This window comes from Gynuella sp., from assembly GCF_050297175.1.
Taxonomy (GTDB): domain Bacteria; phylum Pseudomonadota; class Gammaproteobacteria; order Pseudomonadales; family Natronospirillaceae; genus Gynuella.
In genome coordinates this window covers 98,887-114,137 of the sequence record NZ_JBNKSF010000039.1, presented here as the reverse complement: position 1 = coordinate 114,137, position 15,251 = coordinate 98,887, and the positions used below count along the sequence as shown (strand labels likewise).

The 15,251-nt window shown below is 48.0% G+C and carries 16 protein-coding genes; 9 read left to right on the top strand and 7 right to left on the bottom strand.

Annotated features, from left to right (window positions below; all coding sequences use genetic code 11):
* Window positions 1-12 precede the first annotated feature (12 nt).
* The 3 genes from ACQY6I_RS16685 to ACQY6I_RS16675 form a co-directional block, all read right to left on the bottom strand.
* The gene (locus tag ACQY6I_RS16685) at window positions 13-1,899 is read right to left on the bottom strand and encodes a (Fe-S)-binding protein (RefSeq protein WP_428242635.1); all 1,887 of its coding nucleotides are present in this window, start codon (window positions 1,897-1,899) and stop codon (window positions 13-15) included.
* Window positions 1,900-1,902: 3 nt separating this feature from the next.
* Window positions 1,903-3,966 (bottom strand): dimethylglycine demethylation protein DgcA, encoded by a 2,064-nt coding sequence (gene dgcA, locus ACQY6I_RS16680; protein WP_428242634.1) that lies wholly within the window; start codon window positions 3,964-3,966, stop codon window positions 1,903-1,905.
* A 139-nt stretch (window positions 3,967-4,105) separates the two neighbouring features.
* A complete protein-coding gene (locus ACQY6I_RS16675) occupies window positions 4,106-4,645 on the bottom strand; it encodes a DUF5943 domain-containing protein (RefSeq protein ID WP_428242633.1) in 540 nt (179 codons plus the stop codon).
* 220 nt (window positions 4,646-4,865) lie between these two features.
* On the opposite strand from ACQY6I_RS16675, the gene ACQY6I_RS16670 reads away from it, so the two are divergent.
* Window positions 4,866-5,621, top strand: coding sequence for a substrate-binding periplasmic protein (locus ACQY6I_RS16670; protein ID WP_428242632.1), 756 nt, complete (start codon window positions 4,866-4,868; stop codon window positions 5,619-5,621).
* Window positions 5,622-5,714: 93 nt separating this feature from the next.
* Here the strand turns inward: ACQY6I_RS16670 and ACQY6I_RS16665 are convergent, their stop codons facing one another.
* The 4 genes from ACQY6I_RS16665 to ACQY6I_RS16650 all read right to left on the bottom strand — a co-directional run bounded on the left by ACQY6I_RS16665 (window position 5,715) and on the right by ACQY6I_RS16650 (window position 9,445).
* The gene (locus ACQY6I_RS16665) at window positions 5,715-6,698 is read right to left on the bottom strand and encodes a dipeptidase (protein WP_428242631.1); all 984 of its coding nucleotides are present in this window, start codon (window positions 6,696-6,698) and stop codon (window positions 5,715-5,717) included.
* Between the two features lie 114 nt (window positions 6,699-6,812).
* Window positions 6,813-7,943 carry a GlxA family transcriptional regulator gene (locus ACQY6I_RS16660; RefSeq protein WP_428242630.1) on the bottom strand — a complete coding sequence of 377 codons (1,131 nt, stop codon included), beginning with the start codon at window positions 7,941-7,943 and terminating at the stop codon, window positions 6,813-6,815.
* Between the two features lie 187 nt (window positions 7,944-8,130).
* Entirely contained in the window at window positions 8,131-8,862 is a 732-nt protein-coding gene (locus ACQY6I_RS16655) for a glycerophosphodiester phosphodiesterase family protein (RefSeq protein WP_428242629.1), read from the bottom strand.
* A gap of 196 nt (window positions 8,863-9,058) precedes the next feature.
* The gene (locus tag ACQY6I_RS16650) at window positions 9,059-9,445 is read right to left on the bottom strand and encodes a cupin domain-containing protein (protein WP_428242628.1); all 387 of its coding nucleotides are present in this window, start codon (window positions 9,443-9,445) and stop codon (window positions 9,059-9,061) included.
* Between the two features lie 50 nt (window positions 9,446-9,495).
* On the opposite strand from ACQY6I_RS16650, the gene ACQY6I_RS16645 reads away from it, so the two are divergent.
* The 8 genes from ACQY6I_RS16645 to ACQY6I_RS16610 all read left to right on the top strand — a co-directional run bounded on the left by ACQY6I_RS16645 (window position 9,496) and on the right by ACQY6I_RS16610 (window position 15,243).
* Entirely contained in the window at window positions 9,496-9,711 is a 216-nt protein-coding gene (locus ACQY6I_RS16645; protein WP_428242627.1) for a hypothetical protein, read from the top strand.
* Window positions 9,712-9,733: 22 nt separating this feature from the next.
* Window positions 9,734-9,901 carry a hypothetical protein gene (locus ACQY6I_RS16640; protein ID WP_428242626.1) on the top strand — a complete coding sequence of 56 codons (168 nt, stop codon included), beginning with the start codon at window positions 9,734-9,736 and terminating at the stop codon, window positions 9,899-9,901.
* Window positions 9,902-10,354, top strand: a complete 453-nt coding sequence (locus ACQY6I_RS16635; protein ID WP_428242625.1) for a thiol-disulfide oxidoreductase DCC family protein — start codon at window positions 9,902-9,904, stop codon at window positions 10,352-10,354.
* A 136-nt stretch (window positions 10,355-10,490) separates the two neighbouring features.
* Window positions 10,491-10,832: a DUF2282 domain-containing protein gene (locus ACQY6I_RS16630; RefSeq protein ID WP_428242624.1), complete on the top strand. Its 342-nt coding sequence runs from the start codon at window positions 10,491-10,493 to the stop codon at window positions 10,830-10,832.
* Window positions 10,833-10,861: 29 nt separating this feature from the next.
* Window positions 10,862-11,758: a DUF692 domain-containing protein gene (locus ACQY6I_RS16625; RefSeq protein WP_428242623.1), complete on the top strand. Its 897-nt coding sequence runs from the start codon at window positions 10,862-10,864 to the stop codon at window positions 11,756-11,758.
* Window positions 11,731-12,501 carry a putative DNA-binding domain-containing protein gene (locus tag ACQY6I_RS16620; protein WP_428242622.1) on the top strand — a complete coding sequence of 257 codons (771 nt, stop codon included), beginning with the start codon at window positions 11,731-11,733 and terminating at the stop codon, window positions 12,499-12,501. Before ACQY6I_RS16625 ends, ACQY6I_RS16620 begins: the two co-directional genes overlap by 28 nt.
* A gap of 1 nt (window position 12,502) precedes the next feature.
* Window positions 12,503-13,030 carry a DoxX family protein gene (locus ACQY6I_RS16615; RefSeq protein WP_428242621.1) on the top strand — a complete coding sequence of 176 codons (528 nt, stop codon included), beginning with the start codon at window positions 12,503-12,505 and terminating at the stop codon, window positions 13,028-13,030.
* Between the two features lie 578 nt (window positions 13,031-13,608).
* Window positions 13,609-15,243, top strand: a complete 1,635-nt coding sequence (locus tag ACQY6I_RS16610) for a methyl-accepting chemotaxis protein (RefSeq protein WP_428242620.1) — start codon at window positions 13,609-13,611, stop codon at window positions 15,241-15,243.
* Window positions 15,244-15,251: the final 8 nt, after the last annotated feature.

The following is a 15,251-nucleotide window of genomic DNA, read 5'->3' as shown; positions in this document are numbered from 1 at the left end:
TTGGCTCCGGTGTTACTCCACCCGTAAATGTTCCACCAGCAGTTCGGCGATATCCTTGACTGCGGGTCGTGGCTCGACCACACCTTCCAGCATCGCGGTACATTGCTGGCAGGCCACGATAACTGTTTCTGCCGATACGGCTCTGGCGTCATCCATACGCATATCGGGAATTCTGCGTTGACCGGGAATATCTGTGATCGGAGCTCCGCCGCCACCTCCACAACAACGTGACCGGAAACCGGATCGCTCCATTTCTTTCAGTTCGATACCCAGCTTGTTAAGCAAGGTTCTGGGGGCATCATACTCGCCATTGTACCGGCCCAGATAACATGGATCGTGATAGGTCATGTTACTGGCCGTTGCAGGTTCCAGTGGCAGTTTGCCCTGATTGACCAGTTGTTCCAGAAAAGTAGTGTGATGTAAGACTTCATAGTGCCCACCGACAAAATCCCTGTATTCATTTTTCAGACAATGAAAGGCATGAGGGTCCGTAGTGACAATCTGTTGGAAACGGTACTGGTTGAGCGTCTTAATATTCTGTCTGGCCAGTTGTTGAAAGGTTGCTTCATCACCCAGTCTGCGGGCAACATCCCCACAGTCAGTCTCTTCATCACCCAGAACGGCAAAATCGACACCAGCAGACCGCAGCAGTGTAACGAATGCTCTGAGAATCCGCTGGCTGCGGAGGTCAAAAGCCCCATCGCTGATCCAGAACAATACCTCTGCCTGTTTTACATCAGTCATGAGCGGCAGGTTCAGGTCGGCAGCCCAGTGGGTGCGGCGGGATGGGTCATGACCACCGGGATTGTCTGTTGCAATCAGGTTTTCCAGTGTCTCTGCCCCTTTGTTTGGTGTTTGACCGGTTTCCAGTGTCAGAAAACGGCGCAGATCGACGATGGCATCAACATGTTCGATCATCATCGGGCACTCTTCAACACAGGCTCTGCAGGTGGTACAGGACCATATAGTGTCTGTGCTCACCAAACTTTCAGTAATAATAGAGGTGGGCCCTCCGCTGGCTTGTCCGGAAGAACGGCCTGGATGGTGGTTGCCGGCATAACTGCGGTCATCTCCGCCAGCCATGCCGATGACCATATCCTGGATAAATTTCTTGGGGTTCAATGGCTGCCCTGCTGCGAAGGCTGGACACATCTGTTCGCAACGCCCGCACTGTACACAGGCATCAAAACCAAGCAATTGATTCCATTTGAAATCTGTCGGTTTTGCCACACCCAGCTGTGGCTGTTGCAAGTCCAGCGGCTTAAGGGCTGTTGAACGACCACCACCGAAACGCTCACTACGACGATGAAAAGCCAAATGCAGCGCCCCGGCGAACGCGTGTTTCATAGGCCCACCCCAGGTCATGCCGAACAGCATTTCCGCCAGTGCCGGAATGAGTGCCAGGGTTAACAGGGTTATTATCACAACTGAATAGGTGCCGGTCGGTAACAGTGGTGAACCTGCCAGGGTAATCACGAAGAACGTTGCGGAAAATAGCATGAGATTACGAGGCAGGCGCATCCAGGCACCTTTTGAAAGTCGTGACGGCGGGTGCTGGCGTCTTAACCAGACGAAGACCGATCCGGTAAACATAACTGCCGTTGTCAGCAGTAGTAACCCCGATAACCATTTGCTGTGTAGGCCAACCAGATGAGTCAGTATGATGACGACCATGGCGGCGACAAAACCGCCAGCAGTGGCGACATGAGTGTGGGACATTCGCCGGTCGCGGGCAACGACGTGATGCAGGTCTACCAGGTAACGGCGTGGCATCGCCATCAGGCCGGCTAATAATGATACTGGATCAGGTTGCCCGGTTCGCCATAGACGAATCCGCCGTACAGCACCAACGAACCATACCAGCAGGAATAATAATATGAGCCATGACATCAGTGTCATTGATCAAAGATCCTTGCACAGACGCAGAGCATCATAGATGGCGGCATGGGTGTTGCGTTGTGACACACAGTCACCGAGGCGCCACAGGATCATGCCATCGGCTGGGTGGCTCAGTATCGGTTGTGGCTGCGCAGCAAACAGCGTTTCATTATCGATTTGTCCCTTATTTATGGATTCTGCTTTTAGCTCATAATAAAGTGTTTCATCAGGACGGATGCCATTTTCAATCACGACCTGATCAACTACCCGTTCTTCGCGAACACCGGTGTATTCGTTTTCCAACACGGCCACGAGCTGTTGGTCTTCCCGATAGACCTTTTCGAGCATCAGATCCGATGTCATCACGACCTCTTTTTCATACAGACTGCGATAGTAGGTTGGGAACGTTGTTCCGCCGATGCCTACGCCGGGTTTGATATCGTCTGTTACGATTTCCACCAATGCACCTTTGGCTGCGAGGTAGTCGGCAACGGACAGACCTGAAAATTCGCAGATGGTGTCATAAACCAGAACATTTTTACCGGGAGCCACGTCCCCGTTCAGAATATCCCAGCTTGAAACCACGAGTCCGTCCTCAGCTCCCCATTCCGGATTTTGTTCTACAAAAGGGCGTCCGCCGGTGGCAAGAATACACACATCCGGTTGTAGCTCTCGGATCATGTCAGCATTGGCAGCTGTATTCAGCCGCAGATCTATTCCCAGCCGGTTCAGTTCCAGTACAAACCAACGGGTAATACCGGCTATCTGTTCTCGTTGAGGTGCGTTGGCGGCGATGTTGATTTGGCCGCCAAGAGCTGCAGATTGTTCAAACAGGATTACTTCATGACCGCGCTCAGCAACCACGCGAGCAGCTTCCATGCCGCCGGGACCACCACCGACCACCACTACTTTACGTCTGGGACCAGACGTTTTTTCGATGATGTGTGGCAGTCCCAGATATTCTCTCGATGTGGCGGCATTCTGAATACACAGAACATCCAACCCCATATATTGCCGGTCGATACAGTAGTTGGCACCGACACATTGACGTATCTGGTCCACCTGGTCCATTTTAATTTTGGCAATGAAATGTGGATCAGCAATATGGGCACGGGTCATACCGACAAAGTCGACATATCCGGCTTCCAGGATGCGCTGAGCCTGATTGGGGTCCTTGATATTCTGAGCATGAATCACCGGTACCGAAACCACTTCCTTGATACCGGCGGCCAGATGTAAAAATGGTTCTGGCGGATAGCTCATATTGGGTATCACATTTGCCAGTGTGTTATGGGTATCGCAACCTGAACCGACCACCCCAAAAAAATCCACCATGCCGGTGCTATCGTAGTATGCAGCTATCTGCTTCATATCATCGTGGGTCAGACCATCAGGATGAAATTCGTCGCCACAAATTCGCATGCCAACCACAAAGTCCGGACCGACTTCGGCTCGCACGGCTTTGATAACCTCCAGCCCGAAGCGCATGCGGTTTTCAAAGCTGCCGCCCCAATCATCGGTACGTTTGTTGACCCGAGGTGACCAGAACTGATCAATCAGATGTTGATGCACGGCGGATAATTCAATGCCGTCCAGGCCACCAGCTTTGACTCGGCCTGCTGCACGGGCAAAATCACTAATGATCCGCTGAATTTCCTCTTCTTCAATGGTTTTGCAGGTGGCTCGGTGAACCGGTTCCCGAATTCCGGAAGGTGACATTAAGTTAGGCCAGTGCTCCCCATCCCACCGGGATCTGCGACCCATATGGGTAATCTGAATCATGATTCTGCCGCCATGCCGGTGCACTGCTTCCGATAGCTTTTGAAAATGCGGAATAATGCGGTCCGTGGAAACATTGACGGAGCTCCACCAGCCTTGCGGGCTGTCTATGGAAACCGGACTCGAACCACCACAAATACATAAGCCACAACCGCCCTTGGCTTTTTCCTCGTAGTAGCCAATGTAGCGCTCTGTCGTCATTCCACCATCCGTGGCATACACTTCGGCATGTGCCGTACTGACGATACGGTTGCGAATAGTAAGCTGGTTAATTTTTAGTGGCTGAAACAGTGCATCGTATTGTGACATCGTTTTTTCCATGCTAACGCCATTAAAAATGGCTAAAAATGCGGTGTTTTTACTTTGGGAGTCTCTGGCTAAGGCTTCAGGTTCCCGCTTTGGATATTTATTTTCTGTCTTAACTTTATTGCTTCAGAGGGGACTGTAATTAATCGGTTGAATCGGGCCTGACTTCGAATACGCCATAGTCACATCCATCCTCAGCAGCAGATTGCAACTGTATGGCTCGGGTTCGAAGCTTGTATCCTGCTGTTTCAGCAATCTGGTCCATTGCTCCGGCAAACCATCCGGTAAACATATAATCAACTTTACGATTTACTTTTCCATACTGATAAACAAATGCCGAGTGCTCCAAACGAACTCTGGCAAGACCCTTTGCAATATCCAGTTCCTCAATGATGAAAAGCCCCCAGCCTCGTTGTGAGATTCTCTTCATATAATGTTCAAATACCTCTGCGCCGGCTAAGCCGTGTGCTTCTGCTTCTTTTTCGCACCAGTGCCGGGCTGATTTGTAACCGGCCTGATACAAAATTTCTGCGTAGCGCTCCGGGCCCAACTCTGCTTCGATAGCCATATGGTTATTTATAAAAAAATGTCGAGGAACATAAAGCATGGGTAGAGAATCAGTCGTCCATACTCCGGTTTGATCGTCTACACTGATAGGTACTTCCGGTGCATGTGCAGCCATGTGGCATCTCTCTTATGATTAAGTATCTGCTGGCAGTCTAGCGATTCGAATATCACGGCGGTGTCACCATTCGCGACAGCAGCGTTACCAAAAGCGCCAGGAGTAGAAATGTCCAGGCCGCTTGGTTGAGCTTGTTATTTCAGTTCAATAGAATGCGGCGCGTTGATGGTAGGTCTTTGGAGATTTACCTGTGTAGTCATGTTTTTTTTGGGTAGGTAGTATGAAAAAGCAGTGTTTATATTCACTTTTAGGCGTGGTCCTTTTCCTCTCTTGTTATTCTTCGGCAAAAGATATTGTACTTACTTCATTGGACTGGCCTCCTTTCACATCGCCCTCAATCGGTGGTGGTGGGATGACCAGTATTATTGTCAAACAGGCTTTTGAACGCGAGGGATATAATCTGAAGATTGAGTTCGAGCCTTGGGAAACTGCTGTTTCACGTGCAATGAATGATAGTGAGGTCGCCGGTTATTTTCCGGAATATTATTCCAGCGATCTGGAGAAACGTTGTGTTTTCTCTGACGCAATTGGCACCAGTATGGTGGTTTTTGCTCATAGAGCTGAGGAAGAAAAACCGTCAGCAACACTTAAAGACCTTGCATCTAGCAAGGTTGGAGTTGTTTCTGGTTATGTGAACGAAGAAAACTTTGATCATGCCGTTGCGCAGAAAAAAATTCCTGTGCTGGAATCTGTGGATGATGTTCAGAATATTAAAAATCTACTTGGCCATAAAGTGGATCTGGCGGTCATCGACAAGCGGGTGCTGTCGTATTGGGTCTCGAATGATAAAGACTTAAAACCCCGCAAAGGTGAGGTGAAATATAATATGGGCGGTCTTAAGCTGCACGGTTTGTATGTTTGTTTTACTGGTGCAGATGCCGAAGAGAATGCTGCAGTATTGGCGCGTGGTTTAAGAGCATTGGATCCTATGGGGTTCGGATTACAGAACGATCCCATGTATAAAGACAAAATGTGACCCAAAAAAGCCGGTGTGTTGGCAGACACCGGCTTTTCTCAATTGCTCCTGAAGAAATAACGATTTCAATATCTTACTCGTGTGTAACGACGACTATTCGCCCCAAACGTCTGCGAGTACGTTCACCCAATTTTTCCCCATAATTTTTTCAACCACGGATGAAGACAATCCTTTACGCAACAACGCTTCTGTTAGATTCGGGAATTCCCCCACGGTTCGGATACCTTCAGGGTTCACAATTTTTCCAAAATTGGTCAGGCGTCTGGCGTAACCTTTATCATGGGTGAGCCATTCAAAGAACTCCTGCCCATGACCCTGAGTAAAGTCAGTGCCAATGCCCACCTGATCGGTACCGGCAATATTAACGATGTATGCAATGGCTTCGACATAATCATCGATCGTAGAATTGATGCCGTTTTTCAAAAATGGAGCAAACATGGTAACGCCGATAAAGCCGCCATGATCTGCGATAAATTTTAATTCTTCATCGGATTTGTTCCGAGGGTGATCTTTCAATCCTGAAGGCAGGCAATGGGAATAACAGACCGGTTTTTTGGATGCCAGGATGACTTCCTGTGAGGTTTTTGAACCGACATGCGACAGATCGCACATTATTCCCACCCGGTTCATCTCGGCTACGATTTCATGACCAAAGCCAGACAGTCCTCCGTCACGCTCATAACATCCGGTACCCACCAGGTTCTGAGTGTTGTAGCACATCTGTACAATGCCCACGCCAAGGTCCTTGAAGACCTGTACGTAGCCAATCTGATCTTCAAAGGCATGTGCATTTTGAAAACCCAGAAATATACCGGTCTTGCCATCACTTTTGGCTTGGTGAATATCTGCCGTACATTTTACCTTGCTAACCAGATCGCTGTTGGCTTCGATCAGCTGGTTCATGGCCACGATGTTGTTGACAGTGTTCTGGAATCCTTCCCAAACGGACACTGTGCAGTTGGCGGCAGTGAGTCCGCCTTTGCGCATGTCTTCAAACAGTTCACGGTTCCATTTGGCAATAATAAGTCCGTCAATAATTATGGACTGTTGGTGTACTTGTTCGGCTTCGATGCTCATGGTGCACCTCTCGCATATATGAAAAGAAGTGCATTTGAGTGTATCGGCTCAAAATAACCAAATGGAGGTTATAAACGACAGCTGCCTTTCCAAAACCGTCAATGTTCTCTTGCCTCAGGCGCTGTGAAGTCGAATAGATGCATAGCTGGGCTCTGATTTGGCCGTTACCAGTGCATCCGCGACCCTGTCAGGGCAAAGTGCTTCCATCACCTCTTCGGCGGTGGAAATGTTGAGCATTTTATCATCTGGTCGGTCAAACCACATGCCAGCTCTTTCCTGGCGAGGGGAGAGACCGATGTGTTTGCGATAACAACGGCTGAAGTGTGGCGTAGAAACAAAACCGCAGGCAGCGGAGATCTCTATGATCGACATGGTTGTTTGCTTTAATAGCTGTCTGGCCCGATCCAGTCGTAATTTGAGATAGTAACGGGATGGTGTGCAGTCGAGATATTGGTGGAACAGTCGTTCCAGTTGCCGCCTGGATATTCCGACGAACGCGGCCAGGTCATCCAGTTCAATCGGTTCCTCGATATTGGCTTCCATTAATTCGACGATTTCCAAAAGCTTGGGTTGGGCGCTGCTGAGTACGTGTCTTAAAGGCACTCGCTGCAGGTCATTCTGACTGCGTACCCGGTCGCAGACAAACATATCCGAAATGGCGTTAGTCAATGACTGTCCATGTTGACGACTGATCAGGTTAAGCATCATGTCCATCGGAGCGGCTCCACCGGAGCAGGTTATTCTGTTACCGTCGATGGTGAATAAGCGGTTGTTACAGTTTACTTTTGGAAACATCTCTTTGAGTGTACCGATGCACTCCCAGTGAGCACTGCAATCATAGCCGTCCAACATCCGGGCATGCGCGAGCACATATGCGCCGGTACAGATGCCGCCCAGTTGAACGTGTTTACGGTCGAGGCTTTGTAGCCAGCTGAGTTCCCGTTTTGAGTAGCTGCGGGTAATGTCCACTCCTCCGGCAACGAACAACATATCAAGAGAGGGATGTTGCTGCATGGATGCATCGGGGGTCACGGAAATACCGTCGCTGGCGCGGACTGGTTCTCCGTCTTTGCTGATAAGATGCCAGCTGTACAGCTCTTTGCCTGATAGCTGATTGGCCATTCGCAAAGGCTCGAGAGCAGAGGCCAGAGCGATCATAGTGAAGTTTTCCAGTAGCAGAAAACCAATACTTGTGGATTTATTTTCCACCTTGGATGGATGCTGAAGAACATTGCTGACCGTCATTTTCAAAACCCTCGTGAATCACCACTCTGATTAGCTGGATTGGTTTAGCAACGATTGCGCCACCTGATGACCTGAATCAATGAAAATGGTGGTTGCTGATATTCGGGTTATATAAAATGAGACGTGGTTCAAATAGTTATAAAGTGGTCTCCTCCTCAGAGAAGGAGACAAATTGCCTAAAACATATCTATGACTGCATCAGCTCCTCGGGATTGTCCGAAAAAACGGCAGTTGCCCCCAGTCTTAAGGCTGTTTCGAACTGTTCGGGGGTATTCACTGTGTAAACCAGTAACTGGTAGCCGGTATCAATGACCTCATTGGCAAATGCATCGGTAAGATGGTCGTAGTTACAATTCACCGTTGAGGCATTAACACCTTCGGCCCAGTCTTGCCAATGATGGATCGGTTCATCGAGCAGTATGCCGAGTGGCACATCTTCGCGTAATCGGGAAAATGCCAGCAATGCTGCTGGATGAAACGAACTGACCAGACAGTGTTCACGCAGCCATGCGGTCTCTGGCAGGGTTGCTGCAATGCTTTCAACCAGTGCTTCCCAGGCTATGTTGGGGGCAACTTTGATTTCCAGGTTAAAGTACATGTCATGGGTGTGTAACCAGTGGATCAGTGCCTTGAGTTCGAGGATGTTTTCACCGGCATATTCTGGTGCAAACCAGCTACCAAAGTCTCCCTGTTTAAGCGTTGCCAGATTCTGCAGGGCCAGTGGTCCGGTTAAATTGCTGCAACGGTCCAGATCATCGTCATGAAAAATCACACACTGCTGGTCGCGGCACAAAGAAACATCAAATTCCACCCACCTGATACCATGTTGTTTGGCGAGTTTAAATGCGCTGAGGGTGTTTTCCGGTGCAGAGGCTGAAATACCACGGTGGGCAATAACTTGTTGAGGAATAGTAATCATAAGAATTCCCTGATGTACTGGTAAGGTGCTGTGGTGGTAACAATCAACTAAATCATTGGCGGCGCAATATAGCAGGAAAGTAAAACCGCGCGACATGAAAAATTGCCGGGCTGGTGTAGAGCACCATACCCACCGCAAATGTATATCTGCTGCCGGTCAATAATGGTTTTCTATGATTCATTACTCGACTGATCCCTTACGGGTGTTCGGTTTGATGATCGGTCGGCTGTGGGGTGAGGGTCAGTATCTTAACCTCTTCGGGGGTTTCAAAACGATGCCAGAGACCCTGAGGAACTACGATCATGCTTCCTGCAGTCAGGGTATGAGCTGCTTCATGGTCATCCTGCCAAATAAATAATGTGGTCTGGCCGTCGATCACCATCACTAGTTCATCACCATAACCATGACGTTCCCATTCGCTGTTTCCCTGATAATGGCCAACATACAGACCGCCATTCTGGAACTCGGACAGGCAGCTGAAGGCATCTGCTGTTTCTTCATCGGTGGAGTATGGCGTGCGACCAGAGAAAAAAGTCAGTTTATCGAGAGCATCGTGAATGCTAATCGGTTGTGCTTTTGGCATAAGGTGTATCCTGCTAATGTTAAACTGGAGTCACTATATAGGATGCTGCAATGAAACTTAACTGTGTGGAACCGTTGCGAGAGAGTTACCCGGCGGCCAGTGGTTGGGTTAGGGTCTTGCCGGCGCTTGAAACCCATTCCCGCTGTTTTATTGAGCAGTCTTCCATCATCATGTTCGCCACTGTGAATCAACAGGGTGAGGCGAGGAGCCGGTGTCGGCACTGTACTGAAATATCTGGCGATGTTCGCGGATATGCGTTGTATTGAGGTCGACGTGACGGAGGTATTTATGCATTGGGGCAAAGCACTGATGTGGTCAACGTTATGGGGGCCTGCCTGTCAGATGAGTCGCAGCAATGTTTCAACCATGGAACAGATCCTGAAAGATCCGCTCAAGGATGGTGAGCCACCTGAAAGCCAGGAAGCAATGGTGCAACGATATCTGGAGCAATTGTAGTTGGTCAGCTGTTCGGAGAATATTTTACCGCTGCCGTATCCGCTGATTGTCTTTGACGGCGTTTGTGTGTTGTGCCATGCCGCGGTACGTTTTATTGATCGCCATGATTCGCGTCAGCAGCTTAAGGTCGTTCCTCTGCAATCAGAGCTGGGACAATACCTGCAGCAGCGGTTTGGCATTAATCTGCTGCAAAACAATACCATTATGGTGATAACAGAATCGGGTGTGTTTACCCGCAGCTCAGCGTTGTTTGCTATTGCCGGTTATCTTGACCGTCCATGGCGCTGGTTGAGAGGATTCCGCTGGTTACCACGAGGGTTGACTGATTACTTATATGAGCAGTTGGCGTGGCGTCGTTATCGTCTGTTTGGTCGTTATGACCATTGCCCTGTGCCGGCCCTAACATTACGTACACGATTGCTTGAAAATATTGAACAGCTTGATGAGCTTTAGAGCACCACTCCATCTGCCAGGTCTGGCACGGTTATCGTCCTCATAAAAAAAATGATTGATCTGTGGAACCTTTTTTCAGTCCCCCAGTCTAAGTTTTCGAAGTAATTTTTACATCGTAGCAAATGAGGAAAGTTCCATGAATATCAATCAGGCACTGATTGCAGGTGTGGCTCTAGCTGTTGCTGGTTCTATGGCCCAGGCAAAACCTAATGCTGAACTCAGCATTTCACCTAAGGCTTCGGAAAATGTTCAGATGCAGTTTAAGGAGTGGCAGGCCGGGGAAAAAGTCAGTGGTCGTAAAGACAAATGTTTTGGTGTGGCATTGGCTGGTGAAAACGATTGTAAGGCCGGGGCAGGAACCAGTTGTGAAGGAACATCAACCGTTGATTTTCAAAGCAATGCCTGGACCTATGTTCCCAAAGGTAGTTGTGAGTACATTATGACTCCCAAGGGTATGGGATCGTTGGTTGAAATGTGATTGTACAGTACTGCTAAAAGGTATTTTTTATGGCCTCAACACCATGTTCTCCTGCAACGGCTGCTGTCACTATGGGAGCTGGCATTAACCTGAAGCCAGAGCACTATGAACAGGCGCTAGCCTGTCAGGCAGAGGGCTTGTGGTTTGAGGTCCATACTGAAAACTATTTTGTTAAAGGCGGGCCGAGAAGGCAGTATCTGCAACGTGTGGCTGAACAGTTTCCCCTCAGTTTTCATGGTGTAGGTGGATCGCTCGGCAGCCCCATGCGCAGTTCCGCGGAGCATTTGAGCAAAGTCGCCGAACTGGTGAAAACGTTCAATCCACAGCTGGTATCTGAACATGCAGCCTGGTCCGGTTATCAGGACCATTACTTTGCCGAGTTATTACCTCTGCCGAAAACCCGAGACGCGTTGCAGGCTTTGTGCGATGGTGTGGATGCTTACCAAAATGCCATTGGCCGTCACATTGCGATTGAAAATCCCAGTCACTATGTTTCGTTGATGACGGAAATGGATGAGCCCGATTTTCTGTTGGAGGTCTGCCGGCGTACTGGTTGTCGCTTATTGATTGACGTTAATAACCTGTATGTCAGTGAATACAACTGTGGTCAGAAAGCAGAAGACTATCTGCGTCAGATCGATCCAGCATTCGTTGAGGAAATACATATTGCCGGCTACAGCGAAGATCCAGGGCTAAAAAATGAACTATTGATTGACAGCCATGCTGATACGGTCAGTGAAGCCGTCTGGTCACTACTTCAATTTGCTTTGCAACGTTTCGGTTATGTTCCGGTCTTGCTGGAGAGGGATGACAATATTCCCGTATACGATGATTTGATGCAGGAGCGTAATCAGGCGCAAACCATGCTCGATCAGATACTCACCCAGAGTGGTTTCACATGCAGCAAACAGATCGCTACCTCCTAGCTTTTTCGGATTATCTAAGTCGCGGATATGCTGACCCATTGATGGCATTCGTTGCACAGGATAGTCATAAAAATGCTCGAACAGTCATGCAGCTGTATCGAAACGGTTTTTATAAGTCGTGTATCGGAGCTCTCAAGGCAAATTTTCCAGTGCTTCAGACATTGATCAGTGAAATGGAATTTAAAAATCTTGCGCGTCGTTATGTCGAGCAATGGCCACCAGAGCATGGAACACTGGTGGAGTATGGTCACCATTTTGCCGATTTCATCTCCGAGATGCTTCCTTCTTCAGTATATTTGGCAGACCTGGCGCGTTTGGATCTGGCTTGGCTGGTATGTCTGAACGAAGCTGATGGTGGTGCTGTAACGACTGAGCAGATCGCTGAACTGGTCAAACAGCAACAGGACCTGGGCGAATTGCTTATCGGGTTGGCACCATCGGTGCGGTTGCTGACGCTGCAATATGATGTATTGCCGTACTGGCAGGCGTTTAAGCAGGCGGAATGTCCTGCAATCCCTTCATGGCAACCTCAACTGCAGCATGTATTGCTTTGGAAACGGGATGGCTGTGTCCGGGTGCAGCCAATTACATCCGCTCAATGGTCTTTTTTGCATGAACTGGACACCCGCAAAAATTTGTATCGGGCTTCGGAAATAGCCTTGGCTGTTGATAGTGAATTTGAAGTCAGTGAATTTTTTTCACTGTCGATTGAACAGGCGCTGTTGATGTACATGGAGAATTAGTATGAATACGGAACTATTAGGTTCAGGTTATCGAGCAGTCTCAAGTCAGCTTCAACGGGTGCTAACTCCTGTCTTGCTGCTGATGTTGAGATTATTGGTTGCAAGAGTGTTTTTATTATCCGGCCTGACTAAATGGAATGGCTGGTTTGATTTTAATGCGGACAAATATGATCTATTCCTATATGAGTTTTTTTGCCCAGACCCGATTCGTCCGGGGGCTCTTTTACTGTGTGACCCGCAAACTTTGGATTATGCTGAGGGAAGTTGGTTAATCGGAGTAATCAAGGCGCTGGCGGTAACGGCGGGAATCATGGAGGTCCTTTTGCCGGTTATGTTAATAATAGGGTTATTCAGCCGGGTAGCGGCTCTGGGTCTATTGTTTATGGTCGGATTTATCCAGCTGGCGGTATTTCCTGAATGGGCTCACTGGTGGAATCCCGCTGCCTGGTGGGTGGCAATATTGGCGGTCATTCTGGTGATGGGCCCCGGTACTTTTTCGTTAGACCGTATGTTCAAGATGGAGCGATGATGGCCCGGAATTTTGTAATATTTGGATTTTCTTAATAACGGCAAAAGTGATCCTTTCTGTTGAGTTTTTACCCATTGTTTTGTAAGAAGCTCTGTGAACGAAGTCTCTTTTTTTAAATGAACAAAACTTTGGCCCTGGTTTACATTGTATATTGGGTTAAAGTTATAGGTTCTGACAGAGAGTCATTGGAATACTGATCATTCAGGAAGGTTTCTATGTGTTTATTGAAATTCCTGTGCTGTTCGATGAAAACAACAATCATAAAACCTGCATGGAAAACACTTTGGCGCTAAATGTGATAACTGGCGTCATTTATGAGTCGCCACATCATTGCCAGCCCGCCTGAATAATCTATCTGTTTATTGTGAGTGCCGTCAGATCCTGATCTGTCGGTATTATTGAACTGCTCCTTAATGTATTTCCTGCGCAGAGTGCGATAGGGAAAATAATCTCCATTCATTTGTATTTTGGCTTTGGTCAGATTAACAAAAACAGATGTTCGTGTTTCTTGTCACTCATAACTTATAACCACAATTAATCGAACACACTCTACAAATATACAGCATGGGAATTTTAATATGTTAGATAGGATATCCATTCGCCAAAAACTGATTACGATGTCTGTTTTTCCCGTGATTGGAATTGCTCTTATTGTTTTTGTGGCAATGGGACAGTTAGAAGAAGCCAGTCGTGGGGTTGATCGAATATACCGTGATCGTATTGTTCCGTTGGAACAGTTAAAAGTCATTGCCGACGACTACGCTGTTTCTGTCATAGACAGTATCAATAAGGCTAACAGTGGTTCTATTTCCGGAGGTAATGCCTTGGTGGCTATTCAGTTAGCCCGAAAGGAAATTACACAGGTATGGCAACAATATTTAGCAACGTCGCTGACTCAGGAGGAAGTACGTCTGGTCAAGCAGGCTGAAAACCTGTTTGTGATTGCCAATCGCTCATTGGATGAGGTTGAAAATGCTTTGCGAAGTACTGGTATGCGTGGGGATGTGACCGCTAAGCTGGGAGCCTACGATGGTCCGTTATATCGCAGCATTGATCCTATCAGTAATATCATTAATCAATTGATTGATTTGCAGATTTCTGTGGCACAAACTGAAAAAGATGCGATCAATGAAAGTTACTTTGCCAGCCGGTCGATATTTATTCTGATTGCCCTGGTGACTCTCTTTGTTGTCAGCGCGGTTGGAGTGATAACGTACCTGAGTATTAAGTCACCGCTGGATAAGCTTGGTCATTCGATTAATACGATTACTGAAAACTCAGACCTGTCGGTTGAGCTGAGACTTGAAGGTAAAAATGAGCTGGTGACCATTGCCAATAGTTTTGAAACCATGTTGGGTAAAATCAGAAGTCTGGTGAAAAATATCAACCAGTCGGCACAAACGCTTTCTTCCTCCGCTGTGGCACTTAACAATATCAGTGAACACTCCAAAACGAATGTTTTGCAACAACGTGATGAGATCCAACAGGTCACGACTGCCATGACCGAGATGCTGAGTACCGCAAGAGAAATTGCTGCGAATGCTGAAAATGCAAACCGCGAAACATCTGAAACGTCACAACAGGTTGAACTGGGGAATGAAGCTGTACGCTCCGCAACCCGGGCGACACAAGAATTGGTTGAAGAGATTCATCGGGTAACGGAACAAATTCTGGCGGTTGATAAATTCAGTGACAACATTGGTTCTGTCATTACGGTCATTCAGGGCATCGCCGAACAGACAAATCTACTGGCATTGAATGCCGCGATAGAAGCTGCACGAGCTGGAAATCAAGGGCGTGGGTTTGCAGTGGTTGCCGATGAGGTCAGGGACCTGGCTCAGAAAACCCAGGACTCGACTTCTGAAGTCAAAGATGCCATTGAAAAACTTCAAAATGGTACCCGGATGGCCGCTTCGGCAATGGAAACCAATAATCAAAGGGCGGCTAAAACCGGAGAAAGTGCTGTTTTTGCAGGTACCACTTTGGATGGAATCTCCAGAGCGATTAATTTATTGAGTGATATGAATACGCAGATAGCGACGGCTTCTGAGGAACAGAGCCAAGTCTGTCATGAAATTGAGCGTTCCATTATGTCCATCAACAACTCGGCGGTTGAATCTTCTAATGGTGCTGAAAAAATAGCGGTTGCAAGTGAAGAGCTTGCCAATATCTCTGAGGATTTGCTGGCACAGATCAGAAAATTCAAAACCTGATATCAGAT